Origin of the sequence: Actinoplanes sichuanensis, from assembly GCF_033097365.1 — a bacterium.
Lineage (GTDB): Bacteria > Actinomycetota > Actinomycetes > Mycobacteriales > Micromonosporaceae > Actinoplanes > Actinoplanes sichuanensis.
In genome coordinates, this window is sequence record NZ_AP028461.1 from 6,088,245 (window position 1) to 6,112,955 (window position 24,711).

Consider the following 24,711-nt stretch of genomic DNA (forward strand, 5'->3'; position numbering starts at 1 on the left):
TAGGGTTCGTCCGGCACCGCTGGGGCGGACCCGGCGGCGTTTTGGGTTTCTCCCGCGCCGCTCGGCCGTGGCTGTGCTGATGTTGATCTTTCGGGCTGGTCATGGGCCGCGTCGTCGGGGGCGCCGCGCTCATCGGCGGGTGGGACTCGGCCCCGAACTGTCGGGGCCGCCATCGGACACGCCCGTTAGACACGTTGCGGTCCGGCGCCGAAGGGGCCGCCATCGGATACGCCCGTTAGACGCGTTGCGGTCCGGCGCCGGGAAGGCGTCGCGGTGTAGTCCGGGAGGGGTGGTTCGGCGGGAGCGCCTGGCCGTACCGACTCAGGGTGTTGATCTTGTGGTTGGCCGGTGTGAAGAAAGTCGGGACCGCTACCGAGACGGGGAAGGTCCGCGTCTGCCGGGAAACAGCGTTGAGGCCGGCAGGACGGACGGCGAGACGGACGGCGAGACGGGCGGCGGGAGGCACGGCGGGAGGGATTGTCGGGCGGTCAAGGAATGGTGGGTGTGCGGCGAATCGCCGCACACCCACCATTCGGCTGAGCGAAGGAAACCGGCCGCGGGACGCGACTGCGGGCCGGTTCAGCGGTGGTCGGAGCCTTCGGCTGTCACCGCGGCCCGGCCGGCTTCGAGACGGGCGATCGGGACCCGGAACGGGGAGCAGGAGACGTAATCGAGGCCTACCTCGTGGAAGAAATGGACCGAATCGGGGTCGCCGCCGTGTTCGCCGCAGACGCCCAGTTTGAGGCCCGGGCGGGCGGCTCGGCCCTCCTCGGCGGCGATGCGGACCAGGCGGCCCACGCCGTCGGCGTCGATCGACTCGAACGGGGAGATGCCGAAAATGCCCAGTTCGAGGTAACGCCAGAAGAACGCGCCCTCGACGTCGTCGCGGGAGAAACCCCAAGCCATCTGGGTCAGGTCGTTGGTGCCGAAGGAGAAGAACTCGGCCGCCTCGGCGATCTGCCCGGCCGTCAGCGCCGCCCGCGGGACCTCGATCATGGTGCCGATCAGGATGTCGACGTTCGTGTCGCCGACGATCGTGGCGATGATCTTCTCGGCTTCGGTGCGGACGGTTTCGAGTTCCTGGACGGCTCCGACCAGCGGGACCATGATCTCCGGGCGCGGCCTGCCGCCCTCGGCGGCGAGCGCGACGGCCGCCTCGGCGATGGCCCGGACCTGCATCGCGAACAGACCGGGAATGACCAGGCCCAGGCGTACGCCGCGCAGGCCCAGCATCGGGTTCTGCTCGTGCATGCGCCGGACGGCGGCGAGCATCTGCTCGTCGTGCTCGACACGCCGCCCGTGCTCGTGCGCGACGGCCACCTTGACCGCGAGTTCCTCCAGTGACGGCAGGAACTCGTGCAACGGCGGGTCGATCAGTCGGATGGTGACGGGCAGGCCGTTCATCTCCCGGAAGATCTCCAGGAAGTCGGCCCGCTGCAGCGGCTGGAGGCCGGCCAGGGCCTCGTTGCGTTCCGCCTCGGTGCGCGCCAGGATCAGACGTTCGACCAACTCACGGCGATCACCGAGGAACATGTGCTCGGTCCGGCAGAGGCCGATGCCCTGGGCGCCGAAACGACGGGCCCGGGCGGCGTCGGGCCCGGTGTCGGCGTTGGTGCGCACCTTGAGGCTGCGCTTCTCGTCGGCGTGCGTGAGGATCCGGTGCACCGCCGCGACCAGGGGGTCGTTGGCGTTCGCGGGGTCCAGGTCGCCCTCGAAGTACTGCACGACCTCGCTGGGCCGGACCGGCACCTCACCGGCGTAGACGCGCCCGGTGGTGCCGTCGATGGAGATCGTTTCGCCCTCCCGGACCGTCACCGAGCCGATCGTGAACGACGACGTGGAGACCTCCATCTCGTCGGCGCCGCAGACACAGGTCTTGCCCATGCCGCGCGCGACGACGGCGGCGTGTGAGGTCTTGCCGCCGCGGCTGGTGAGGATGCCGTTGGCGGCGATCATGCCGGGCAGGTCGTCGGGGTTGGTCTCGCGCCGGACCAGGATGACCGGCGCTCCGGTGGCGGCCACCTCGACCGCCCGCGCCGAGGTGAAGACGACCTGGCCGTAGGCGGCGCCCGGCGACGCCCCGATGCCCCGCGTCATCGCCTCAGGTGCGGAGGACAGATCGAAGCGGGGGAACATCAGCTGCGCGAGCTGGGCCCCGCTGACCCGGTGCAACGCCTCGTCCAGGTCGATGACTCCCTCGTCGACGAGCTGGGCGGCGATGGTGAACGCGGCGGCCGCGGTGCGCTTGCCGACCCGGGTCTGCAGCATCCACAGTTTGCCGCGCTCGATGGTGAACTCGATGTCGCACAGATCCCGGTAGTGGCCCTCCAACGTGGCCATGATCTGCATCAGCTCGTCGTAGGAACGCTTGTCGAGCCGTTCCAGGTCGGCCAGCGGCAGGGTGTTGCGGATGCCCGCGACCACGTCCTCGCCCTGCGCGTTGGACAGGTAGTCGCCGTAGACGCCCTGCTCACCGGTCGCCGGGTCGCGGGTGAAAGCGACGCCGGTGCCGGAGTCGGCACCCAGGTTGCCGAAGACCATCGCGACCACGTTGACGGCGGTGCCCAGGTCGGTCGGGATGCGCTCCTGACGGCGGTAGAGGACGGCCCGGTCGGCGTTCCACGACCGGAACACCGCCTCGGTGGCGAGATCGAGCTGCTCACGCGGATCCTGCGGGAAGTCGTGACCGGTGTGTTTGGCGAACACCTTCTTGTACGCGGTGACCAGCGCCCGCAGGTCGTCGGCGTCCAGTTGCACGTCGTCGCGGACTCCCTTGGCGGCCTTCGCGTCGTCGAGCGCCTTCTCGAACTCGTGGCCGGGCACCTCGCACACCGTCTTGCCGAACATCTGGATCAGACGCCGGTACGAGTCCCACGCGAACCTGTCGTTGCCGCCGGCCTGCCGGGACAGCCCGTCCACGGACTCGTCGTTGAGCCCCACGTTGAGAACGGTCTCCATCATCCCGGGCATGGAGAACTTGGCGCCGGAACGCACCGACACGAGCAGCGGATCGGCCGGGTCGCCGAGGCGCCGGCCCATCTTCTCCTCGAGCGCGGCGAGGTGCGCGTCGATCTCGGCGGCCAGGCCGTCGACGTGCGTGCCGTTGCGCAGGTATTGCTGGCACGCCTCGGTGGTGATGGTGAAGCCGGGAGGCACGGGCAGACCCAGGTTGGTCATCTCCGCGAGATTGGCGCCCTTGCCACCCAGCAGATCCTTGAGGTCCTTGTTGCCCTCGGCGAAGTCGTATACGAACTTCATGCCTCTACCTCCCGGTTAAGAATCCGCGGCGGATAACAACTCCTGCCCTGGGATTCGTAAGGCTAAGCACGACCGGGGTGAATAGTTAACAGTACCGTGGCTTTTTCCACACGGGTACGGCCATCACTGAGCGGTACACGCTCTCTCCGCGCAGTAACGAGCAGCGAGATTGCTCAGTGACAAGTGCGCGGCTGCTGATCGCGTGGTGGAGAAGGGGACGCCGGTACGGTTCACGGCAGAAAATAAGGGCGCCGCTGCGAATTCCACGGGGGAAGAACTCGCAACGGCGCACCGCGAACATTAGACGACGATCGTCGCCGTGTCTATCCCACGCGCTGAACGACCGAGCCGACGAGCTTCTTCCAGTCCGCCTCGAAGTTGGGCGCCGGGCTCGAGTTGTTCAACTGGTAGATGGCGTAGCTGTCGACGAGCACCACGTTGCGGGTGCGCAGCACGGCCACCGCGACGTCGGCGGTGCCGGGATGGGTCGCCTCGTACAGCTTGTGGCGCACGATCACGAACCCGCTCCAGGCGCCCTCGTTCATCTCGCGGATCTCGACGGTCTCGGTGTATGCCGGCTCGTTGCGGTCGGCCGTCACCGCCGCCGGCACCTCGGACGTCTTCTCGCACTGGTCGGCCACCGCCCGCAGCAGCCCCAGACCGGCCGTGGCACTGTCCTCGTCGCCGTAGACCAGGGCGGACTGCTGGAGCGTCTGCGCGCCCTTCTCCCCCTCGTCGGCGGCGTTCGACGAGACCACCTCGGCGCCCGGCGGCAGCTGCGGCGGAGTGCTGCCGCCACCACAGAAGCTGACGAGCGTCGTCGGCGCGGCGCTCTCCTCCGGGGCGGTCCACGCCGGGCCGATCTCGGCCGGCTGCAGGAACGAGCCCCGCATGGTGGTCACGGTGATCAGCCCGGCATCCGGCTCACCGTCGTCGGAGGAGCTGCACCCGGCGGCCATCATCACCAGGGCACAGGCGGCGCCCAGGGCGGCACGGACGGGTCTGGCGGTCAGGAACATCCGGCCATCTTGGCAGACGCCGCGACCAGGCGGAAAAGTATCCACAGGCGGTGACACCCCGGCCACCACCCGCTTATCCACAGGTTCGATTTCCCCCGTCGCGCGGGGAGCCGATCACGGTTAGCGTGGCGGTGGGCAGTGTTGCCGAGGAGGTTCGGATGACCCTTTTGTCGCGGCTGCAAGCCGAGCTGGCGCCGGACCAGCTGATCACCGACCGGCAACGGCTGCGGACGTACGAGTGTGACGGCCTCTCCCACTACCGGGTCGTTCCGGCGCTGGTCGTCCTTCCCCGGACCGCCGCCCAGGTCGCCGCCGTGGTCCGAGCCTGCGCCGAGGAGCGGGTGCCGTTCGTGGCCCGCGGCTCCGGCACCGGCCTGTCCGGCGGGGCGCTCCCGCACGCCGACGGTGTCCTCATCGTCACCTCGCAGCTGCGGGACATCCTCGAGGTGCGGCCGGCCGACGAGCGTGCCGTGGTCCAGCCCGGTGTGATCAACCTGCAGGTCACCCAGGCCGCGACGCCGCACGGCTACTACTACGCGCCGGACCCGTCCAGCCAGCAGATCTGTTCGATCGGCGGCAACGTGGCGGAGAATTCGGGCGGTGCGCACTGCCTCAAGTACGGGTTCACCACCAACCACGTGACCGGCCTGCAGGTCGTCACTCCCGACGGCGACCTGGTCCGGCTCGGCGGGGCGACGCCGGACACGCCGGGGTATGACCTGCTGGGCGCCTTCGTCGGTTCGGAGGGCACCCTGGGCGTCGCCACCGAGGTGACGGTGAAACTGACCAGGCTGCCGGAGACGGTCCGCACCCTGTTGGCCGCGTTCACCGGTACCGACCAGGCCGGGGCGGCCACCTCGGCGATCATCGCGGCGGGGGTGGTGCCGGCCGCGATCGAGATGATGGACGCGCTCTCCATCGAGGCCGCCGAGTCGGCCGTGAGCTGCGGCTATCCGGCCGGGGCGGGCGCGGTGCTGATCGTCGAGCTGGACGGGCCGGCCGCCGAGGTGGCGGCCCAGTTCGACGAGGTGAGCCGGCTCTGCGCGGAGAACGGCGCCTTCGAGACCCGGGTCGCCGCCGACGACACCGAGCGTCAGCTGATCTGGCGGGGCCGCAAGTCGGCGTTCGCGGCGGTCGGCCGGATCAGCCCCGACTACATCGTGCAGGACGGGGTGATCCCGCGGACCGCGCTGCCCACCGTGCTGCGCCGGATCAACGAGGTCGCCGCCGAGCACGGCGTCCGGGTCGCCAACGTCTTCCACGCCGGTGACGGCAATCTGCATCCGCTGGTCCTCTTCGACGACGATGTGCCCGGTGAGGCCGAGCGCGCCGAGACCGTCTCCGGGGCGATCCTCGACCTGTGCATCGAGCACGGCGGTTCGATCACCGGGGAGCACGGGGTCGGGGTCGACAAGGCGCGTTACATGCCACGGATGTTCACCGACGACGATCTGGACACGATGCAGCTGGTGCGGTGCGCCTTCGATCCGGACGGGATCGCCAATCCGGGCAAGGTCTTCCCGACGCCGCGCTTGTGCGGGGAGCGGCCCGGCCACCATCGCGGCGCCCACCCGTTGCAGGAGGCCGGCGTGGCGGAGGTCTTCTGATGCCCAGCCTTTCGCGATCTTGTGGACCTCGGTCACACCTGTCCCGCGGAACTCCACAAGATCGCGGCGCGGAGCGTTGCCGCGGTGCCCTCGGGGGTCTGCGGTGAGCGCTCTGGATGATCTCGCGGTCAAGGCCGGGGACGACGATGTCGTCGCCGGGGTTCCGGCTCGCCTCGTCGCGGCACCCGCGACCACCGAGGAGGCGGCCGCGCTGATCGCCGCGAGCCGGGATCTCGCCGTGGTGATCCGGGGCGGCGGCACGAAGATCCACCAGGGCCCGCCACCACGCGAGCTCGACCTGATCATCGACACGCGACGGCTGGCCGGCGTCGTCGAGCACGCCGCCGGTGACCTGATCACCGTGGTCCGGGCCGGCACCCCGATGGCCGAGCTGCACGGTCTGCCCGGCCAGCAACTCGCCCTGGACGCGCCCGCGACGGCGACGGCCGGCGGCACGGTCGCGGCGAACGCCAGCGGACCCCGGCGTCTGCGTTACGGCACGGCCCGCGATCTGCTGATCGGTATCACCGTCGTCCGGCCGGACGGCCGGATCACCAAATCCGGCGGCAAGGTGGTCAAGAACGTCGCCGGATACGACCTGGGCAAGCTCTACACCGGATCGCAGGGCACGCTCGGGCTCATCACCGAATGCGTCTTCCGGTTGCATCCGGTCCCGCTCTTCACCCTTTTCGTACGGGCGATCGCCCCACCCACCCACGCGGCGAACGTCCTGACCGCCCAGTCCGCAGCGAGCGCCCTGGAGATCAACGCCGCCCCCGGCGCCGAACCGGAGTTGGCCGTCCTCGTCGAGGGCACCGAGACCGGCGTCCGCGACCGTGCCACCGCCCTGGCCCGTCTGCTGAACGGCGAGGTGACCGACACACCGCCCCCGTGGTGGGACACGCCGCCCTGGCCGGCGACCGGTGACGCCCTGGCCCTCAAGCTGACCGGCACCCTCTCCGGAGTCCCGTCCCTGGTCAGCACAGCGGTCGAGGCCGGCCTGACGGTCCGGGGCTCGGCCGGGACCGGAGTCCTCTACGCCGGCGCCCCCGTCGATCCGGCGGCCACGGCCCACGTCGTGGAAGTCCTGCGGGCGGTGGCCACGGTGGTCGGCGGGCACGCGGTGGTGCTGACCGCGCCGCCTTCCGTGCGGGGCATGATCGACATGTGGGGCCCGGTGCCCGGCCTCGATCTGATGCGTCGGGTGAAGGACCGGTTCGACCCTGATCACCGCTTCGCGCCCGGCCGCTTCGTGGGAGGTATCTGATGCCCGAGACCACCGATCCCGAGCCGCTCCCCCTCGACACTCCCCGGGGCACCGGGACCCCGCCCGCTGAGGCGCTGCCCGCACCACGGGTGCCCGGCGGTGCGCCGGACCGCCTCGGGACAGCGTCGGCCGCTTCCACGACGGACGTGCTTCGGGCCGCGGAGAGCGGGACGGCGTTCGACGGCCATCATCCGCCCAGCGCCGACCTGGTGTCCGATTGTGTTCACTGCGGTTTCTGTCTGACGACGTGCCCCACCTATGTGCTGTGGGGCGAGGAGATGGACTCGCCACGCGGCCGGATCCACCTGATCGGGCAGGGTCTCTCCGGTGAGCCGCTCAGCGATTCGATGGTCGGGCACTTCGACAACTGCCTCGGCTGCATGGCCTGTGTCACCGCCTGCCCGTCCGGGGTGCGTTACGACCGGCTGATCGAGGACACCCGCGCCCAGGTGGAGCGCCGCCACCAGCGCGGAACCCGGGATCGGGCCCTGCGGGCGGCGATCTTCGCGCTGTTCCCATACCCGAAACGGCTCCGGCTTCTCCGGGGGCCGCTCCGGGCGTACCAGAGTCTGGGTCTGCAAAGGCTCGTCGAACGCACCGGAATCCTGCAGCGGCTCGCGCCCACCCTGGCCACCCTTGATTCCCTCGCGCCGCGTCTGCGCGGTGTACCGCGCCCGCCGGCGCGCGTCCGGGCGCGCGGCGAACGGCGCGCGGTCGTCGGCATGCTGACCGGTTGTGTTCAGTCGGCGTTCTTCCCGGACGTCAATTCCGCGACGGTACGGGTGCTCGCCGCCGAAGGCTGTGAGGTGCTGATTCCGCCGAGCCAGGGCTGTTGCGGCGCGCTGAGCATGCACAACGGGCGCCGGGAGGAGGCCCGACGGTTCGCGCGACAGCTGATCGACACGTTCGAGCGGACCGGGATGGACTACTTCGTGGTCAATGCCGCGGGTTGCGGTTCCTCGCTGAAGGAGTACGGCGAACTGCTCGCCGACGACCCGGAGTGGGCCGGGAAGGCCGCCGCGTTCACCGCGAAGGTCCGCGACCTGTCCGAGTTGCTCGTCGAACTCGGCCCGGTGGCCCGCCGGCATCCGCTGCCGATGTCGGTCGCCTACCACGACGCCTGCCATCTCGGGCATGCTCAGGGGGTTCGCGCTCAGCCACGGGCATTGCTGAACGGCATTCCGGAGCTCGAGGTGCGGCCGATCGCCGAGGCGGAGATCTGCTGCGGTTCGGCCGGGGTCTGGAACGTCCTCAACCCGGAGCCGGCCGCCGAACTCGGGGACCGCAAGGCCGACGCGGTGCTCGCCACCGGCGCGGAACTGCTGGTCACCGCCAATCCGGGGTGCCTGATGCAGGTCGCCGCCGCGGTTCGTCGGCGGGGCGGGGTGATCGCCCTGGCGCACACCGCCCACGTCCTGGACGCCTCGATCCGAAACCTGGGCCCCAGCTCCCTGCTCACCTGCCCCGACCCACCGCGACGGTGATGCCGCCCGGCCGCCGACCATGCCCAGCTGGTCCTGGGGGCTGTCACTGAGGCCTCACGGCAGTCCTCACGGCCAGCCGGTGGGGAACGCGAGTGGCACGGCGCTGGAACGCGGGGAGTCGGGCCCCGTAGCCGCCCGCCTCCCCGCTCTCCCGGTGGGCGACCGCCGTGTGATCGTGGCGCCCCCGCGCCGACGACCCCACTCCACCACAGCCGCCCACCCATGCGGCACCCATCCCATTCGCGCCGCACGTCTCGCCCAGCACCAGCGCCTCTCCATGCGCTTCCACTGCGTGCGTTCCACTGCTCGGCGCAGCCACTCGAACTGCCCTTTCGTGCGCGACGACGAATCGACGGATGACCGTTCTCCCGACACCCATTGATGTGCGTTAATTGGGAGCGCTCCCAGCGTGCTCCGTCCCCGCACGCCCGTCAAGCACATCCCCGGAGGCTTCCCGTGCAAAGACGAAAATGGACTGTCCTCAGTCTCGTCACGGCCCTGCTGACCCTCGGCGGTTTCGCCGTCGCCACCAGCGCGAGCGCGGCCGCCGGCTGCGCCGTCAAGTACACGGTCAGCAGCCAGTGGCAGGGTGGCTTCGGCGCCGCCGTCGACGTCACCAACCTCGGCGATCCGGTCGCCGGCTGGTCGCTGGTGTTCACGTTCTCGTCCGGGCAGACCATCACCCAGCTGTGGAACGGATCGGTCACCCAGTCCGGGTCCACGGTCACGGTTCGCAACGCCGCCTGGAACGGTGCGCTGGCCACCAACGGCAAGGCGTCGTTCGGCTTCAACGGATCGTGGACCGGCAGCAACCCGGTGCCCGCAAGCTTCAGCCTCAACGGCGTCACCTGCACCGGAGGAGTCGTGGTGGAACCCAGCGACGGCACCGGCACACCCAACCCGTCGCCCAGCACCGGCACCGTCACCCGGATCATGGCGCTCGGCGACTCGATCACCGGTTCACCCGGCTGCTGGCGCGCCCTGCTCTGGCAGCAGCTCCCGGCGGCCAAGGTCGACTTCGTCGGCACCCTGCCCGGCGACGGCTGCGGCTTCCCCTACGACGGGGAGCACGAGGGTCACGGCGGTTACCTGGTCACCAACGTCGCCGGCCAGAACCAGCTGCCGGCCTGGATCTCCGCCAGCCGGCCGGACGTGGTGCTGATGCACTTCGGGACCAACGACGCGTGGAGCAACATCCCGGCCGCCACGATCCTGAACGCCTACACCACGCTGGTCGGGCAGATGCGGGCGTACAACCCGAAGATGAAGATCATCGTCGCGCAGATCATCCCGCTCAATCCGCCCACCTGCACCGACTGCGGTCAGCGCGTAGTCACTCTCAACGCCGCCATCCCGGCCTGGGCCGCGTCGTTGAGCACCGCCGCCTCCCCGGTCACCGTGGTCGACCAGTGGACCGGCTTCAACACCACCACCGACACGTACGACGGCGTGCACCCGAACGACGCCGGCAACGTGAAGATCGCCGCCCGCTGGCTGCCGGCCGTCCAGGCCGCGATCAGCTGACCCGGATCATCTCGTCGAGGTGGGCGTGCTCAGAAGGCGTGCGCGCCCACCTCGTGGTCGGCCACCCGGACCGGCTGCACCAGGAGCAGCCCCAGCAGCGCCTGCGCCGGCAGGTAGAAGAGCAGCATCCGCGGCTCGGCGGCTATCAGCACCACCGGCAGGCAGCAGAGCAGGACCGCGGACACGCGGAACAGCCACGCCCGCAGGTGACGCATCAGCCAGAGCACACCCAGCATCAGCGCCACCGGCAGCACTGAGAACGGCAGAATGAAGGGCATCGCGGCGGCGTACGCCACCAGGGCGCCGCCCCACGTCGAACCGGCCGACGGACTCAGATCGATCACCGATGCGACCGCGAGCAGCCCCACGTAGACCAGAACATGAACCGCGACCCACCGCGGCCCGGACAAACCTCTGACACATCCCAGCACGTCACGGGATGCTAACCGAGTTGATCAAGCCCTATTCCACCACGGCGAACGACGGCCGTCCCGGGTCCAGCAGTTCGGTCACCCGGCCACGATCCAATACCTCGATCAGCGCGTCGGTGCCCTGCTCGATCTTCACGGCGATCTCGTCGCGGTGCAGCGGGATCACCGCGAGCAGGTTGATCTCGGTGCCGTCGGGGGCGGTGATGACCCGGGCCTCGGCCGTGGTCCGCAGCATCGGGGTGATCACCACACCGCAGAACGGGACGTCGGGGGCGTACGTCTCGGCCGGGTCGCCGTTCGGAATCGAGTGCCACTCGCCGATCCAGGTGCGGTACTCGTGCGGCAAGCGCGCCACCTGCTTGAGCACCGCGATCGGCCAGTCCGGGGCGGTCTCGCTCGGGTATGACTCGCCCATCGGCCAGTCCGCCGGAAGACAGAGCATGACCTCGGCGTACGGGCTGACCCCGGCCGGCACGGTCATCGGCAACTCGCTCATGCCCGAGGTGATCAGTGTCCGGAACGGCCGGGCCTCGGTCGGCGCGATCACGTAGACGTGCACGCCCACCAGGTGTGACCCGACCTCGTGGTAGACGAAGTCGACCGTACCGAAATGCTCCTCGATGTGCCTGTCGATGGCTTCGGCGATCTCCTGCCGCTGGCCCTGCGCCGCCACGAAACCGTCATGCACCGACTCGTGCCGCAACACGCCGTCCCCTCGACTCATGGCCGGGGAGCCTACTCTGGCCGATATGGCGGAACCGAAGACCACACGTAACGACGGGGACGTGCCCGCTTTCCTGGCCGCGGTCGCCGATCCGAAACGGCGGGCCGACGCGGAGGCGGCGTGCGCGCTGATGGCCGAGGCGACCGGTGCCGAGCCGGTGATGTGGGGCTCGGCGATCATCGGGTTCGGCGCTTACCACTACCGGTATGCGTCCGGCCGGTCCGGTGACTGGCCGGCGGTCGGGATGTCGCCGCGCAAACAGGCGCTGACCCTCTACATCTCGGCCGGCTTCGACGGCTATCCGGAACTGCTGGACCGGCTCGGCCCGCATAGCACCGGCAAATCCTGCCTCTATCTGAAGCGACTCGCCGACGTCGATCACGAGGTCCTGAAAGCGCTGGTGGCGGCCGGTTTCCGGCATCTGGACGGACAGACGCTCACTACCGAACAGCAATAGGTCCAATCGGGCGGCATAATCATCGGCGTGGACAACTGGGAATACGCGCGACTGGAGTACCGCGCGGCGGGCACGCTCGGCGCCGACCGTTTCATGGACTGGACGGCGACGTTCCACCATCCGACCGGGGTGCTGCGCTGGGGCACCGACGAGCGTTTCGACGACCTGCGGCATCTGAACCGGGCCGGACAGGCCGGCTGGCAGGCGTACGACCGGGCGGTCATCCACGTGAAGGACGAGCCACATCGGCTGAGCAGCGTCACCTACTCGATGCGCCGGCCGATCCCGGAGGACCTCGGCGGAGCCGACCCCGATGCCTAGGGAGACGGGCGTCAAGCTGGTCGCGTCGAACAAGAAGGCCCGGCACGACTACGCCATCCTGAAGACCTACGAGGCCGGATTGGTGCTGGCCGGCACCGAGGTGAAGTCCCTGCGTCTGGGCCGGGCGTCGCTGGTCGACACGTTCGCGCAGGAGCACGAGGGCGAGATCATGCTCTACGGGCTGCACATCGCGGAGTACGGGTTCGGCTCGTGGACCAATCACGCGCCGCGCCGCACCCGGAAACTGCTCCTCCACAAGGTCGAGATCATCAAGATCCTCAACCAGCTGAAGGACGGGTCGGGCCTCACCCTGGTGCCACTGTCGCTGTACTTCAAGGACGGCTGGGCCAAGATCGAGCTGGGACTGGCTCGGGGCCTCAAGTCGTACGACAAAAGGCAGGTGATGGCCGAGCGGGACGCCAAGAAGGAGATCGCGAAGGAGATGGGCCGGCGCCTGAAAGGCCGCCGGTAGGATCTTGGCGGTGGAATTCGGTCTCGACACTTTCGGCGACGTCAACGGCAAGCCCTACGCCCAGGTCATCCGGGACGTCGTCGAGCAGGGTGTGCTCGCCGACCGACTCGGTCTCGACTTCTTCGGCGTCGGCGAGCATCACCGCGACGACTATGCGATCTCCTCTCCGGAGATCGTCCTCGCGGCGATCGCCGCGCGGACCGAGCGGATCCGGCTGGGCACGGCGGTCACGGTCCTGAGTTCCGATGATCCGGTACGGGTCTTCGAGCGCTTCGCCACACTCGACGCGGTGTCCGGCGGCCGGGCCGAGATCATGCTCGGCCGCGGATCGTTCACCGAGTCGTTCCCGCTGTTCGGCTACGACCTGGCCGACTACGAGCGGTTGTTCGCCGAGAAGCTGGACCTGATGGCGGAGCTGCTCGACGAGGGCCCGGTCACGTGGACGGGTTCGATCCGGCCGCCGCTGCGTGACCAGCAGGTCTACCCGAAGACCGGGTCCGGCCGCATCCGCACCTGGATCGGTGTCGGCGGCAGCCCCGAGTCGGTGGTCCGCGCCGCCCAGTACGGCCTGCCGCTGGTGCTGGCGATCATCGGCGGGGCGCCCGCCCGGTTCGCGCCCTACACCGACCTGTACCGGCGTGCCCTCAACGAACTCGAACAGGAACCGCAGCCGATCGCAGTGCACTGCCCCGGGTTCGTCGCCGCCACCGACCGGGAAGCCGTCGACATCCTGTGGCCGCACGCCCGCCGCAACCTCGACCGGATCGGCCGTGAGCGCGGCTGGCCGCCGGCGACCCGGTCCCGTTTCGAGGCCGACGTCACCGAGGGCGCCTGGCACGTCGGCTCCCCGGAGACCGTGGCCCAGAAGATCGCCGCGACGGTCAAGGCGCTGGAGGTCGACCGTTTCGACCTGAAATACTCACACGGCCCCCTCCCCACCGAACACCTGACCAGGTGCATCGAGCTGTACGCCACCGAGGTCATCCCCCGGGTCCGCGAGCTGCTGGCCTGACCTGTTCTAGCGGGGTCTTCTCGTCGTCGCCGCCACCAGCATCGTCGCCGCACCGGCGGCGGCGATCGCGGTGGCCGGGGTGGTCAATTCGGCCACCGCGCCGGACAGTAGCGGACCCACCCCCTGCAGGGCCATCAAACCCGTCGAGAGCAGGGCGAACAGTTGACCCACCCGATGTTCGGGGGCGGACTCCAGGAAAGCTCGCTGGAGTCCGAGGCTGTACGCGAAGCCGGTGCCGGACAGGACCAGCAGGGCTGCCGTCAACGGTAGCGGCGGGTCGGCCGGGAGCAGTAGCAGCGGGGCGCCCAGGAGCAGCACCAGTGGGCCGGACAGGCGTTCCCGCCAGATCGGGCGGACGAAGCGGCCGACGATCAGGTCTCCGATGAGCATGCCGACCGCCGGGCCGGCCATCAGCACCGCTCCGGCGCCCGGCGGGAGACCACGATCCGCGCTGTAGGCGATCAGCAGGGCTTCGGCGCCGACCACGAACGCGGACGGCAGCCATTGGGCGAGCAACAGGCGGCGGATCGTGGGGTCGGCCAGCATCGCCGTGGCGCCGGTCCAGCTGTCCCGGACGGCGTTCCTCCGACGCCCGTCCGGCCGCGTCTCCGCCGCAACGGATGCCGACGAATCGGGCGAATCGACGCCCGAGGAAGCGACCGCCGAACCGGCCGAATCGACACCCGGGGAAGCGACAGCCGAACCGGCCGAATCGACGCCCGAGGAAGCGACAGCCGAATCTGGCGAATCGCCGCCCCGGGAGGCGACGGCCGGACCGGACGAATCAGCACTACGGGAGGCGACGGCCGAACCGGCGGTCGCGTCGGCTCCGGAGAGGACGGCGCGTGGTGTGGCGGTCGCGGGCAGGAACAGCTGGACGATCACGGCGGCGACCAGGAAGAACGCGGCGGCCAGCAGCAGGGCGTGGCGGGCACCCAGGGCGGCCACCGCGACGCCGCCACCGGCCAGGCCCAGAAGCTGGGCGAACGAGGAGGACATGCTGGAGACGGCACGACCCAGAACGTAGGCGTCGCCGGTCAGGCGTTCGGCGATCACCTTAGCGGCCGCGCCGTTGAAGACCGGGGTGAAGCAGGCGATGGCCGCGACCAGGGCCAGGGCCGACCCGACCGGCAGGTCGGCGAGGCCGAGGACGACCGAGAGCAGCGCTTCGACGGCGTATCCGGCGACGATCAGCGGACGCGGGCGGAGCCGGTCGGTCAGCGAGCCGAGCAGCAGGCCACCGGCGAACTGCGGGAGGAATCCGGCGCCGAACGCGACCGCGCTGAGCAGCGGCGACTCGGTGGTCGTGTAGACGAGCACGGAGAGCGCGAAGATCTGCAGCGAGGTGGCGCTGATGGCGAACGTGCGGGCGGCGAACAGGGTGCGGAAACTCGGTTCCGCGAACACCTCACGGTAGGTGGCCGGGCGGGCGGCGACGGTCATGCCGGTGAGCGTGCCGGGGCCGGGCCGCAGCCGCGAATGTTTCGGCTCTGAACGTAAGGTCGGGGCATGCGGTTCGAGGTGGGCGCGGAGGATCTGCTGCGGACCAGGTTCGCGCTGTCGCCGGTGTTCGAGCTGCAGAACGTGATGCGGGCGCTGGCCGGGCCGCACAACCGGGGCATTCCGGAGGCCTGGCTGGGGCGGCTGCGCGGGCCGTTCGCGCGGGTGCGGGCGGCGGATCCGGCGGTGGACGCGGTTCTCGCGTTGCACACGCCGACGTCGGGGGCGACGTTCCTGTGCCCGCCGCCGGGGCGGATCGGGCAGACCATCGCCGACGATCTGGCCGCGCTGCGGTCGGCTCCGGTCGCCGCCGCCCGGGCCGAGATCGAGTTCTACCTGGAACGGCGGCCGGACACCGGGGACGCGGCGCGGGCCGTGCTGACCGGAGCGGACGTGTTGGAGCGGCTGGCCGGGGCGTTCGCGGCGGCGTGGTCGGCGGTGCTGGCCGCCGACTGGCCGAGGATGCGGCTGCTGTGCGAGCGTGACGTCGTCTACCGGGCGGCTGAGCTGGGGCGCGACGGGTGGGCGGCGGCACTGGCCGGGCTGCATCCGAAGGTGCGGTGGCGCGACGGCGGCATCGACACGTCCGGGCGGACCACCGACACGATTCCGCTGGGTGGGGACGGGCTGCTGCTGATCCCGTCGGTGTTCATCTGGCCGGAGATCGCCGTCTACGGTGACGAGCCGTGGCCGAAGGCGATCGTCTACCCGGCGCGCGGGGTGGCGACGCTGCTGGAGAGCGAACCGGCGGCGGCGCCGGAGCATCTGGCAGCGCTGCTCGGGCGGTCGCGGGCGCTGCTGCTGGATTCGCTGGGCGACGCGGCGAGCACCAGTCAGCTGGCACGAGCGTTCGGGATGGCACCCGGCGCGGTCGGCGATCACCTGGCGGTGCTGCTGCGGTCGGGGCTGGTGGAGCGGGCCCGGTCGGGACGGTCAGTGCTCTACCGACGGACGGCTCTCGGCGATTCCTTCCTCGAGGGAGGTTCCTCCGCCATTTCTAACCTATAGCACATAGGGGGCCTTGCGGCAAGACCCCATACCCGGCGCAGAATCGCTGCTCAAGCACAAACTCTGCGCGAACGGGGATCTCGTGACTCTCTCCACCACCAGCGCCTTCGCTCTGCCCGAGCGGCTCGCCGCCAAGGCCGCGCCGGCGCTGATCGCCGCGGACGAGGAACACTTCACCGGCATGGCCACCAGCCTGGCGCGGTCGATCGCCGAGGTGACCGAGCAACTGGAGACCGAGCGGAAGGCGCCGGCCGGCAAGGGCAGGCAGGCGGTCGACCGGGACGACGCGGTCCATCGGCTCAGCTCCCGGTTGCGGGCGCTGCGGCGATTCAGCCTGGACCTGTGCCTGGGCCGGATGGTGTACGCGAACGGCGACACCGTCTACGTGGGCCGGTTCGGACTGACCGACGGCGAGGGCGGTCGGCTGCTGGTCGACTGGCGGTCACCGGCGGCCGAACCGTTCTTCGGGGCCACCCACGCCAACCCGATGGGCCTGGTGTCCCGCCGCCGGTACCGGTGGGCGGACGGCCGGGTGAACGACTACTGGGACGAGGTGTTCGCCGCCGGTGAGTTCGCGGAGCACGCGGCGGCGCTCGACGACCAGTCGGCGTTCATCGCGAGCCTGGGTGGCAGCCGGTCACCGCGGATGCGGGACGTGCTCGGCACCATCCAGTCCGACCAGGACGCGATCATCCGGGCCGGGGCGGCCGGGGCACTGGTGGTCGACGGCGGGCCGGGCACCGGCAAGACCGTGGTGGCGCTGCACCGGACGGCGTACCTGCGCTATTCCGACCCGAGCCTGGCCAAGGGCCGGGGCGGAGTGCTGTTCGTCGGTCCGCACGAGCCCTATCTGGCGTACGTCTCGGACGTGCTGCCCAACCTGGGCGAGGAGGACGTGCAGACGTGCACGCTGCGGGACCTGGTCCCGGAGGGTGCGGGCGCGGCGCCGGAGACCGACCCGGAGGTGGTCCGGCTGAAGTCGTCGGCGCGGCTGGTCGAGGCGATGGAGGCGGCGGTGCGGTTCTACCAGGAGCCGCCGACCGTCGAGCTGGCCGTCGAGGACGTCACGGTGACGGCCGCCGACTGGGCGGAGGCGTTCGCCGTGCCGGATCCGGGCACCCCGCATCATGAGGCACGCGACCAGGTGTGGGCCGAACTGCTGGCCATCCTGGGCGACCGGTCCGAGGTGAGCGAGGCGGAACTGGCTCGGGACCCCGATCTGCGGGCCGCCTTCGGCCGGGCGTGGCCGGTGCTGCAGGCGGCCGATCTGGTGGCCGACCTGTGGTCGGTGCCGGCCTACCTACGCCGGTGCGCGCCGTGGCTGAGCACCGCCGAGATCCGCGCGCTGCAGCGGCCGTACCCGCGGGCCTGGACGGTGTCCGATCTGCCGCTGCTGGACGCGGCCCGCCGCCTGCTCGGCGACCCGCGGGCGGCCGGGGCCCGACGCCGTCGGGCCGTGGCCGTCGCCGCCGGGCGTGCCGAGATGGAAAGGGTGGTGGAGGACCTGATCGCGTCGAACGAGTACGACGACGGCGAGGGCCTGATGACCATGCTGCGGCAGCAGGACCTGCGGGAGGTGCTGGACGAGGGCCGCGCGCTCCCGGAGGACGACGCGGATCCGCTGGCCGGACCGTTCGCGCACATCGTGGTGGACGAGGCACAGGAGTTGACCGACGCCGAGTGGCGGATGCTGCTGGTGCGCTGCCCGTCCCGCAGCCTCACCGTGGTCGGGGATCGCGCCCAGGCCCGGCACGGGTTCGTCGGGTCGTGGGCCGAGCGGCTGGAGCGCGCCGGACTCGACCGGATCACGCTCGCCTCGCTCTCGGTCAACTACCGCACCCCGGCCGAGGTGATGGCCGAGGCGGAGCCGGTGATCCGGGCGGTGCTGCCGGACGCCAACGTGCCCACCTCGATCCGATCCAGTGGCATCCCGGTGCATCACGGCCGGGTCGGCGAACTGGACTCGATCCTGGACTCGTGGTCGGCCGAGCACGCCGAGGGGACCGCGTGCGTGATCGGGCACCGGCCGGTCCATGGACGGGCTCGGGAGCGGGTCCGGTCGCTGACCCCGGAGCTGGCCAAGGGGCTGGAGTTCGACCTGGTCGTGCTGATCGACCCGGACTTGTTCGGGGACGGTGTCGAGGGGGCGGTCGACAGGTACGTGGCGATGACGCGCGCAACGCGCCGATTGGTGGTTCTGACCGATTAGAGTTCGGTTTCGTGACCGAACGCCTGGACTGGAGTGACCCGACCGTACGCGAATGGGACTGCACCGTGGTGTGGTCCGATCCGGCCGATCCGGAGGCGGGCATCGTGCTCGACCGGTCCGCCTTCTACCCGGGCGGGGGCGGCCAGCCGCCGGATCACGGGGTGCTGCTCTGGGAGGGTGTGCGCACTCGCATCGTCGACACGCGTAAGGGCGACGAGCAGTACCTGATCCCGGCACCGGGTGATCCGGTGCCGACTGCCGGTACGACGGTGCGGGGCGCGATCGACGACGAGCGGCGGACCAGCCTGATGCGTACCCACTCGGGTTTGCACATCCTCTGCGGCACGGTGTTCCGTGACTTCGGCGCGCTGGTGACCGGCGGAAACATGCAACCGGGCGAAGCCCGGATGGACTTCAACCTGCCGGAGGTGCCGCCGGGGTTCAAGCAGGCGCTGGAGGACGCGGTGAACGCGGAGATCAGCGCCGACCGCAAGATCGTGGCGCGGGTGCTGCCGCGAGCCGAGGCGTTGGAGATCCCGACGCTGGTCCGTACCCAGGACGCGTTGCCGCCGCTCGATCATCCGGAGATCCGGGTGATCGACATCGTGGGGCTGGACGTGCAGGCCGACGGCGGCACCCACGTGGCGTCGACCGCGCAGGTCGGCCGGGTCGAGGTGGTCAAGGTGGAAAGCAAGGGCCGGCAGAACCGCCGGGTCCGGATCAGGATCGCGGACTGAGTGGCGGCCTGCCGGCCCGGAGACGTCGTTACTGGATGATCTTGGCGGCCTTGCAGGCCGCCTTGAACTTCGCGGTGCACAGGGTGTTGGCGTCGACGAATCCGTTCTCGACGACCGACTTCACGTTGTCCTTGGTGATCGCCTCGGGCTTCAGCTTCACGAACGGGATGTAGAGGCCGGACTCCGGGTCCTTCAGCTTGTCCGCGACCGGCACCTTCACCGTGTTGTTCTTGTACAGCTTGACGGCCAGGTCGGCGGCGGCGTTCGCCTCCAGCTTCACGTCCTTGAAGATGGTGACGCACTGGTCGCCGGCGAGCACGTTCTGCAGGCCCTCGACCGTCGCGTCCTGGCCGGTCACCGGGACCCGGCCGTTCATGCCCTTCTCCTTGAGCACCTCGATGGCCGCGTTGCCGAGACCGTCGTTGGCGGCGAGCACCCCGCCGATGTTCGGGTACTGCTTGAGCATCAGGGCGAACATCTCGCGGCCCTCGTCGTTGTCCCACTCGGGCACGAACTGGTCCGGGCCCTTGGAGAAGGTGCCGTTGTCGTACAGCGTGTTCAGGACACCGTCGTAGCCGTCCTTGAACAGGTACGCGTTGTTGTCCGTGGGTGAGCCGTTGAGCTCGGCGATCACCGGGGTGGCGGGCGCCGTCGGGCTGTCCGCCAGGCACTTCTGCAGCGCCTTGGCCTGAAGCTCGCCGACCTTCTCGTTGTCGAAGCTGACGTAGTAGTCGGCGGTGCCGTTCAGGGTCAGCCGGTCGTAGTCGATCACCGGGACGTTGCGCGACTTCGCGTTGTCGATGACCGCCTTGCCACTGGCCGCGTCCAGGTTCGCGATGATCAGAACCTTGGCGCCGTTGGTCAGGAGGTTGTCGGCGAGCTGCTTGAACCTCTCCTTGTCGCCCTCGGCGTTGACGATCTGCGCCGGGACGTTCGCCGCCTTGAAGGCCGCCTGGAGGTACGCCGGGTCGGCCGTGCTCCAGCGGGCGGAGCTCTTGGTGTCGGGCAGGATCACCCCGATACCGGCGTCGCCGGTGATCTCGCTGCCACCGTTCGACGTCGTCGCACTTTCGCTACCGGTCTCCGCGGTGTCGCCCCCGTCATCACAGGCCGTGAGCGTGGCCGTCGTCAGCAGGCCGGCGGCGACCAGGGCTAGCAAAGACTTGCGCATGGCGATAGATGTCCTCTCAGGGTGACCCGAGCTGCGGTGGGCGCTGAACGGTCCGCCAAGTATCGGTCAACGCGCAACGTGATCATCATCGGGTGGGGGCCGGAGAACAAGATTATTCATTTCTCTGCGGTGACTGCCAACAATCACTGTCCGTGATTGGTTAGTTTCGTTTCCGTTTCGGCCACCGGATTCCGGCCGTCCGGACCGGCGGGACCCGCCGAACGGCTGCGGGAGGAATGATCGGAATCGGCCATCAGGACCGAGTTGGCCGACCGACGCCGCCGGCCGGCCGCAGGAGTCCCACGGAAACCGTCCGGTCGGCCCGGCGCACCGTCACCAGTTGACGGCGATGTACTTCGACTCCAGATACTCCAGCAGGCCGTCGTGGCCGCCCTCCCGGCCGATGCCGCTCTGCTTCACCCCGCCGAACGGGGCCGCCGGATCACTGACCAGGCCCCGGTTGATGCCGACCATGCCCGCCTCGATCGCCTCACTCACCCGCATACCGCGTGCCAGGTCGCCGGTGTAGACGTACGCCACCAGGCCGTACTCGGTGTCGTTGGCCAGCCGGACCGCCTCCGCCTCGCCGGTGAACGTGACGATCGGCGCGACCGGGCCGAAGATCTCCTGCCGCAGGATCGGCGCGTCCGCGGCCACCCCGGTCAGCACCGTCGGCGGGTAGTAGAAGCCCGGACCGTCCGGCCGGCGGCCACCGGTCACCGCCTCCGCACCACCGTCCAGAGCGCCCCTGACCAGCTCGTCCACCTTCGCCACGGTGTCCTCGTTGACCAGCGGGCCGACCTGTGTCCCCTCGGCCGTGCCGGGGCCGACCACCAGCGCCGACATCCGCTGCGCCAGTCTGCGCGCGAACTCGGCGGCCACCGGCTCCTCGACGAAGAACCGGTTCGCCGCGGTGCACGCCTCGCCACCGTTGCGCATCTTCGCGATCATCGCGCCGTCCACCGCGGCATCCAGGTCGGCGTCGGCGAACACCACGAACGGCGCGTTGCCACCGAGCTCCATCGACGTGTTCACCACGTTTTCCGCGGCCAGGGCCAGCAGGATCCGGCCCACCTCGGTCGAGCCGGTGAACGACAGCTTGCGCACCCGGGCGTCGCGCAGCATCGCCGACACCACCTTGCCCGAGCTGCGCGACGGCACCACGTTCACCACGCCCTCGGGCACCCCGGCCTCGGCCAGGATCGCGGCCATCGCGAGCGCGGTCAGCGGGGTGTCGCTTGCCGGTTTCAGGATCACCGTGCAGCCGGCCGCCAGGGCCGGGCCGATCTTGCGGGTGGCCATCGCGGCCGGGAAGTTCCACGGCGTCACCAGCACACACACGCCGACCGGCTGGCGGACGACCAGGATCCGGTTCGCGCCGGACGGGGCGGTCGCGATCGCGCCCTCGGCACGGACCGCCTCCTCGGCGAACCAGCGGAAGAACTCGGCGGCGTACGTCACCTCGCCCTTCGCGTCGGTGAGAGCCTTGCCGTTCTCCAGGCTGATCAGTTTCGCCAGCTCAGTCGCCCGATCGGTCATCAGTTCGAACGCTTTGCGGAGCACCTCCGACCGTACCCTCGGAGGGGTCGACGCCCACCCCGGACCCGCCGCGGCCGCCGCCTCCACCGCGGCGATCGCATCGGCCTCGCCGCCGTCGGCGACCGAGGCGATGACGTCGCCGGTCGCCGGATCGAGCACGTCGAACCGCCCGCCCGCCGATGCGGGCACCCACTTCCCGGCGATGAAAAGGTCGGTCTCCACAACGGCTCCCTCACGTTCGCGGCTCTGCCACACCCCAGCATTCCCCGGAACGGGACACGCCGCCATGATTCCGCCGTGGCCCCGCTGGGCATATGGGATGCATGGCTACCATCACGCAGCGCATCCAGGCCTTCCTGTCCAGTCCGCGCGGCCGGCAGATCGTCGATCAGGGCCGCCGCCAGCTCGCCAAGCCGGAGAACCAGCAGCGGCTGCGCAACCTGTTCGCCCGCTTCCAGAACCGGTCGCACCGCCGCTGAGCGTGTGGTGGCGCGACGGCGTCGTCTACCAGGTATACCCGCGATCCTTCGCGGACGCCTCCGGAGACGGCGTCGGTGATCTCGCGGGCCTGACGGCCCGGCTCGGGCACATCGCCGGGCTGGGCGCCGACGCGATCTGGCTGACCCCGTTCCAGCGGTCACCCCAGGCCGATCACGGGTACGACGTGAGCGACTACACCGACGTCGACCCGCTCTTCGGCGATCTCGCGGCCTTCGACACCCTGGTGGCCCGCGCGCACGAGCTCGGCCTGCGGGTGATCGTCGACATCGTGCCCAACCACTGCTCCGACCAGCACCCGGTCTTCCGGTCCGCGCTCGCCGGTGATCCGTCGGCCCGCGCCCGGTTCCACTTCGCCGCGGAACCCAACAACTGGCCCAGCGTCTTCGGCGGGCCGGCCTGGACGCAGATCGCCGACGGCTCCTGGTACCTGCATCTCTACGCGCCGGAGCAGCCCGACTGGAACTGGCGTGATCCGCGTACCGCCCCGTTCTTCGACGAGGTGCTCCGATTCTGGCTCGACCGCGGCGTCGACGGGCTGCGCATCGACGTCGCCCACGGCCTGTTCAAAACGGCCGGCCTGCCGTCGCTGCCGCCCGGCACGATCCCCGAGCCCGGCCGCTTACGCGGCAACCCGCACGCCTGCGACCAGCCCGAGACGATCCAGGTCTATCGCCGCTGGCGCAAGATCATTGCGGGGTACGATCCCCCGCGCGCCCTGATCGGCGAGGTCAACCTCGACCCGCACCGGGCCGCGCGATACGTCGGCGAGGACCGGCTGCACCAGTCGTTCGCCTTCGAGTTCCTGGTCGCCCCGTGGAGCGCGGTCGCCTGGCGCGACACCGCCACCCGGCTGCTCGCCCACCGCCCGGTGACCTGGGTCGTGGAGAACCACGACGTGACACGCACCGCCACCCGCTACGGCAACGCCGACCGGGCCCGCGCCGCCCTGCTCACCATCCTCGGCCTGCCCGGCTCCGCCTACCTCTACCAGGGCCAGGAGTACAGCCTGCCGGAGGCGGACGTGCCGGCCGCGGCCCGCCAGGACCCGGCCTGGCGGCGTTCCGGTTTCTCCCGCGACGGCTGCCGGGTGCCCCTGCCCTGGCCGGACGGCTTCTCCCCACCCGGCGCGGCCGCACCGTGGCTGCCGGTCCCGTCCGACTGGGCCGGCCACCTGACGTCGCCGACGCTGCCACTGACCCGGGAGGCGATCGCACTGCGCCGCCGTCTGCACCTCTCCCCCGACGACCCGGTGACCCTGACCGTCTCCCACGACGACCGCCTGACCGCTTGGCGACCCACCTTCACCCTGGTCGTGGCCATGGGCGGCACCCCGGTCCCGCTGCCACCGGGCGACCTGCTGCTGTCCAGCGGCCCGCTGACCCCGGACGGCCTGCTCCCCCCGGACACCGCCGCCTGGCTCACCCCCGCCCCCGGCCCCTGACCACTCCGCCCGCCCGGCCCTGCCTCGCCTCGCCGTGTCCCGCCCCGCGCGTTCGCGGTGTCGATCGGCCCGGCGACATGGGTAGGGTGTCGGCCGTGGCTGTGATCATCGATGTGCCGGCGTTTCGCGGTTCGATTTCGGGTGCGGTCGCTGCGGCGGCGGAGCGACTGCTCGACAACGGTGACGTCGACGAACTGGAGCCGGTCGGCGGTGGCGCCCGGGCAGTGGTGACCGACGGCGCGGACCGGTTCGAGCCGTGGGTGGGCGTGGTCGACCGGGTGTTCACCGGCGATTGTGACTGCCCGGCCGACGCGGGCGACGACGGTCTCTGCGCGCATGCCGTCGCGGTGGCGCTGGCCGCCTTCGAGGACGGGATCAAGTTCGCCGCGGCCGGGGTTCCGCATGGTGACGACGATGCGGACGAGGACGCCGACGAACCGGAGCGGGCCGGGCTCTGGCAGGCGGTCGAGGCCCTCGACCAGCGGGAACTGACTGAACTGGTGGTCGAACAGGCTCTTCGGGACCCGGCGTTCGCGGCCCGTCTACTCGGCCGGGAGAGTTGAACGGGCGTCAGGTCCAGGAGCGGAATTCCGGGAGCAGGGCCGGCAGGGACGGCGGTTCCAGCGGGTCCGGGAGTGCGGACAGCTCGGCCGGCAGGATCCAGGCGTGGGTGAGGAGTTCGCTCTGCTCGTACGGCAGCAGGCCGGCCCGGACCACCGGCGGCCGTGAGCCGGCGAACGACGCCGTGAAGAACTGCTCCGGGCCCACGAAGTGGGTCCCCTTCCAGACCGTGTCGCGCTGCACCTCCAGGAAGCGCTCCCCGATCGCCGCCGGGTCGAGGCCGGTCTCCTCGGCGAGCTCGCGCCGGGCCGCCTCCAGCGGGGTCTCGCCCGGATCGATGCCACCGCCGGGCGGCTCCCAGAGGCGCCCGCCGGAGACCGGATCCGCCCAGTTCATCAGCAGGACACGACCGTCGGCGTCGAAACAGATCACCCGTACCGCCGGGCGGTGAACACTCCCCATCATCGA

22 protein-coding genes are annotated in these 24,711 nt (G+C 70.5%); 14 read left to right on the forward strand and 8 right to left on the reverse strand.

What is annotated here, in order from left to right; all coding sequences use genetic code 11:
* Positions 1 to 579: 579 nt before the first annotated feature.
* Positions 580 to 3,258, reverse strand: coding sequence for a pyruvate, phosphate dikinase (ppdK, locus tag Q0Z83_RS28140; RefSeq protein ID WP_317786232.1), 2,679 nt, complete (start codon positions 3,256 to 3,258; stop codon positions 580 to 582).
* Positions 3,259 to 3,581: 323 nt separating this feature from the next.
* Complete coding sequence (locus tag Q0Z83_RS28145; RefSeq protein WP_317786233.1) at positions 3,582 to 4,277, reverse strand: hypothetical protein; 696 nt, start codon at positions 4,275 to 4,277, stop codon at positions 3,582 to 3,584.
* 158 nt (positions 4,278 to 4,435) lie between these two features.
* Here Q0Z83_RS28145 and Q0Z83_RS28150 point away from each other — a divergent pair, with 158 nt between their 5' ends.
* The 4 genes from Q0Z83_RS28150 to Q0Z83_RS28165 all read left to right on the forward strand — a co-directional run bounded on the left by Q0Z83_RS28150 (position 4,436) and on the right by Q0Z83_RS28165 (position 10,159).
* Entirely contained in the window at positions 4,436 to 5,884 is a 1,449-nt protein-coding gene (locus tag Q0Z83_RS28150) for an FAD-linked oxidase C-terminal domain-containing protein (protein WP_317786234.1), read from the forward strand.
* 103 nt (positions 5,885 to 5,987) lie between these two features.
* Positions 5,988 to 7,151, forward strand: a complete 1,164-nt coding sequence (locus Q0Z83_RS28155; RefSeq protein WP_317786235.1) for an FAD-binding oxidoreductase — start codon at positions 5,988 to 5,990, stop codon at positions 7,149 to 7,151.
* Entirely contained in the window at positions 7,151 to 8,635 is a 1,485-nt protein-coding gene (locus tag Q0Z83_RS28160) for a (Fe-S)-binding protein (protein ID WP_317786236.1), read from the forward strand. Before Q0Z83_RS28155 ends, Q0Z83_RS28160 begins: the two co-directional genes overlap by 1 nt.
* Before the next feature lie 456 nt (positions 8,636 to 9,091).
* Positions 9,092 to 10,159: a cellulose binding domain-containing protein gene (locus Q0Z83_RS28165; RefSeq protein WP_317786237.1), complete on the forward strand. Its 1,068-nt coding sequence runs from the start codon at positions 9,092 to 9,094 to the stop codon at positions 10,157 to 10,159.
* A gap of 29 nt (positions 10,160 to 10,188) precedes the next feature.
* On the opposite strand, the gene Q0Z83_RS28170 is transcribed toward Q0Z83_RS28165, so the two are convergent.
* Both Q0Z83_RS28170 and Q0Z83_RS28175 read right to left on the reverse strand, forming a co-directional pair.
* Positions 10,189 to 10,569, reverse strand: coding sequence for a hypothetical protein (locus tag Q0Z83_RS28170; protein WP_317786238.1), 381 nt, complete (start codon positions 10,567 to 10,569; stop codon positions 10,189 to 10,191).
* 52 nt (positions 10,570 to 10,621) lie between these two features.
* A complete protein-coding gene (locus Q0Z83_RS28175; RefSeq protein WP_317786239.1) occupies positions 10,622 to 11,314 on the reverse strand; it encodes a suppressor of fused domain protein in 693 nt (230 codons plus the stop codon).
* Positions 11,315 to 11,339: 25 nt separating this feature from the next.
* Between Q0Z83_RS28175 and Q0Z83_RS28180 the strand changes: the two genes are divergently transcribed.
* The 4 genes from Q0Z83_RS28180 to Q0Z83_RS28195 are packed head-to-tail and all read left to right on the forward strand — an operon-like array spanning position 11,340 to position 13,576.
* Positions 11,340 to 11,771: a DUF1801 domain-containing protein gene (locus tag Q0Z83_RS28180; RefSeq protein ID WP_317786240.1), complete on the forward strand. Its 432-nt coding sequence runs from the start codon at positions 11,340 to 11,342 to the stop codon at positions 11,769 to 11,771.
* A gap of 27 nt (positions 11,772 to 11,798) precedes the next feature.
* Positions 11,799 to 12,092, forward strand: a complete 294-nt coding sequence (locus Q0Z83_RS28185) for a hypothetical protein (RefSeq protein ID WP_317786241.1) — start codon at positions 11,799 to 11,801, stop codon at positions 12,090 to 12,092.
* Positions 12,085 to 12,564, forward strand: a complete 480-nt coding sequence (smpB, locus tag Q0Z83_RS28190) for an SsrA-binding protein SmpB (RefSeq protein ID WP_317786242.1) — start codon at positions 12,085 to 12,087, stop codon at positions 12,562 to 12,564. The genes Q0Z83_RS28185 and smpB overlap by 8 nt, the downstream gene beginning before the upstream one ends.
* Before the next feature lies 1 nt (position 12,565).
* A complete protein-coding gene (locus Q0Z83_RS28195) occupies positions 12,566 to 13,576 on the forward strand; it encodes an LLM class flavin-dependent oxidoreductase (RefSeq protein WP_317797147.1) in 1,011 nt (336 codons plus the stop codon).
* 6 nt (positions 13,577 to 13,582) lie between these two features.
* On the opposite strand, the gene Q0Z83_RS28200 is transcribed toward Q0Z83_RS28195, so the two are convergent.
* Entirely contained in the window at positions 13,583 to 15,019 is a 1,437-nt protein-coding gene (locus Q0Z83_RS28200; RefSeq protein WP_317786243.1) for an MFS transporter, read from the reverse strand.
* A gap of 66 nt (positions 15,020 to 15,085) precedes the next feature.
* Here Q0Z83_RS28200 and Q0Z83_RS28205 point away from each other — a divergent pair, with 66 nt between their 5' ends.
* The 3 genes from Q0Z83_RS28205 to Q0Z83_RS28215 all read left to right on the forward strand — a co-directional run bounded on the left by Q0Z83_RS28205 (position 15,086) and on the right by Q0Z83_RS28215 (position 19,030).
* Positions 15,086 to 16,084 (forward strand): ArsR/SmtB family transcription factor, encoded by a 999-nt coding sequence (locus tag Q0Z83_RS28205; protein ID WP_317786244.1) that lies wholly within the window; start codon positions 15,086 to 15,088, stop codon positions 16,082 to 16,084.
* A gap of 82 nt (positions 16,085 to 16,166) precedes the next feature.
* Positions 16,167 to 18,293, forward strand: a complete 2,127-nt coding sequence (gene helR / locus Q0Z83_RS28210; protein WP_317786245.1) for an RNA polymerase recycling motor ATPase HelR — start codon at positions 16,167 to 16,169, stop codon at positions 18,291 to 18,293.
* Between the two features lie 11 nt (positions 18,294 to 18,304).
* Positions 18,305 to 19,030: an alanyl-tRNA editing protein gene (locus Q0Z83_RS28215; protein ID WP_317786246.1), complete on the forward strand. Its 726-nt coding sequence runs from the start codon at positions 18,305 to 18,307 to the stop codon at positions 19,028 to 19,030.
* 28 nt (positions 19,031 to 19,058) lie between these two features.
* On the opposite strand, the gene Q0Z83_RS28220 is transcribed toward Q0Z83_RS28215, so the two are convergent.
* A complete protein-coding gene (locus Q0Z83_RS28220) occupies positions 19,059 to 20,201 on the reverse strand; it encodes a sugar ABC transporter substrate-binding protein (protein ID WP_317786247.1) in 1,143 nt (380 codons plus the stop codon).
* A 333-nt stretch (positions 20,202 to 20,534) separates the two neighbouring features.
* A complete protein-coding gene (locus tag Q0Z83_RS28225) occupies positions 20,535 to 21,962 on the reverse strand; it encodes an NAD-dependent succinate-semialdehyde dehydrogenase (protein ID WP_317786248.1) in 1,428 nt (475 codons plus the stop codon).
* Between the two features lie 101 nt (positions 21,963 to 22,063).
* On the opposite strand from Q0Z83_RS28225, the gene Q0Z83_RS28230 reads away from it, so the two are divergent.
* The 3 genes from Q0Z83_RS28230 to Q0Z83_RS28240 all read left to right on the forward strand — a co-directional run bounded on the left by Q0Z83_RS28230 (position 22,064) and on the right by Q0Z83_RS28240 (position 24,245).
* Positions 22,064 to 22,219, forward strand: coding sequence for a hypothetical protein (locus tag Q0Z83_RS28230; RefSeq protein ID WP_317797148.1), 156 nt, complete (start codon positions 22,064 to 22,066; stop codon positions 22,217 to 22,219).
* On the forward strand, positions 22,216 to 23,682 hold the full coding sequence (locus Q0Z83_RS28235) for an alpha-amylase family glycosyl hydrolase (RefSeq protein ID WP_317797149.1): 1,467 nt from the start codon (positions 22,216 to 22,218) through the stop codon (positions 23,680 to 23,682). Before Q0Z83_RS28230 ends, Q0Z83_RS28235 begins: the two co-directional genes overlap by 4 nt.
* A 95-nt stretch (positions 23,683 to 23,777) precedes the next feature.
* Positions 23,778 to 24,245 (forward strand): SWIM zinc finger family protein, encoded by a 468-nt coding sequence (locus Q0Z83_RS28240; RefSeq protein WP_317786249.1) that lies wholly within the window; start codon positions 23,778 to 23,780, stop codon positions 24,243 to 24,245.
* Between the two features lie 7 nt (positions 24,246 to 24,252).
* Here Q0Z83_RS28240 and Q0Z83_RS28245 read toward each other — a convergent pair whose 3' ends face one another.
* Entirely contained in the window at positions 24,253 to 24,708 is a 456-nt protein-coding gene (locus Q0Z83_RS28245; protein ID WP_317786250.1) for an NUDIX hydrolase, read from the reverse strand.
* Positions 24,709 to 24,711: the final 3 nt, after the last annotated feature.